The 1,204-nt window shown below is 66.1% G+C and carries 1 protein-coding gene; it reads left to right on the forward strand.

Going from position 1 to position 1,204, the window contains the following annotated elements; genetic code table 11:
- Positions 1–1,204: hypothetical protein (locus ACXJKL_RS21345; RefSeq protein WP_457208994.1), on the forward strand; the 1,204-nt coding region annotated here is incomplete at both ends.

Genomic DNA, 1,204 nt, shown 5'->3' on the forward strand with positions numbered 1-1,204 from the left:
GGCGAAACTGGTGCGTGCGTGGCGACCAGCATCGCAAGGTCAGTCTTTCCTGTGGCGAGAGGTCACCGAGGAGCAGTCGCTGGAGGTGCGGCTCTATCAGGCCGAATCGGCGCTAGAGGAGTTGCAGGGCACGGTCGGTTTGAACGCCGACCTGGCTGAAGCGTTTGGGTTGACCCAGCCTTCCGATACGCCGCAGTTGATCGCGCTCGTCGCGCATCAGCACACGCCTCACCCGCTCGGGGTGATGGAGCAGTGGCTCACTGCTGAGAGCAGCCAGCCGCTGGTGTCCGCACGCGACAACCTTGGCCGTCAGATCGCGCAACTGAAGGCTGCGGAAGCAGACGTCATCGAGGTGGCCGGAGTTCCCTGGACTGCGTTGCCCGACGCAGCGTCGGTTGCTGCCTCTCCGGAAACGGTGGCGGCTTCCCCGTCCCCCATCGATCTGCACCCGGTCTCGGCTGCGGACCTGACCTCGACCGCCGACCGGTTCGAAACAGACTCGCGCATGCTGGGCGAGCGGCTCGGGTCGTTGTCGTCCCTGGCAGTCGGCCTGGGCCTCCCGCCGATCTCGACGTTTGCCGACGTCGACCGGCTGACCCGCCTGATCGACCTGTGCAGCCAGAACAACCGCCCTGACCGACGCTGGTTCACCCCAACCGGGCTAGCCGAGGCGCGTGCCGCTGCGACTGCACTGCGCGCGCAGACCGACGCGCTGAAGGACGCCGAAACCACAGCCCTATCTGTGTTCACCGCAGATGCGCTCAAGGCGCCCCTGGCCGAACTGCAGGACCGCTTCACCAACCTGCACAAGGGCCTGAAGAAGCTGTCCGGCAACTACCGCACRGACAAGCGCCTAGTTGCCGGACTRCTCACCACCGCCACCGATGTGAAGACTGGCATCAGTCACCTTTCCGATGCCATCACTTGGGGCGAGACGAGCAAGGCGTTCGAGAACCTCGCATCGACGCGCGGAGACAACCTCGGCGCGCACTGGGCGGGTCGCGAGACCGACTTCGAGGCCGCGAACGCCTCGTTCAACGTGGTCGAGGAGATCCTCACCCTTACCGCCAACAACGTGCCCGCCGCCCTCGTCACCTACATGACGAGCACCGGTTCCAACGAGACATACCAAAGCGTCGCCGACACAGCCCGCGCCGACCTCGACGCATGGAAGCGCGCCCTCGCGCCCGCCCCTGCCCTGTCC

Source organism: Nocardioides sp. P5_C9_2 (assembly GCF_054049555.1).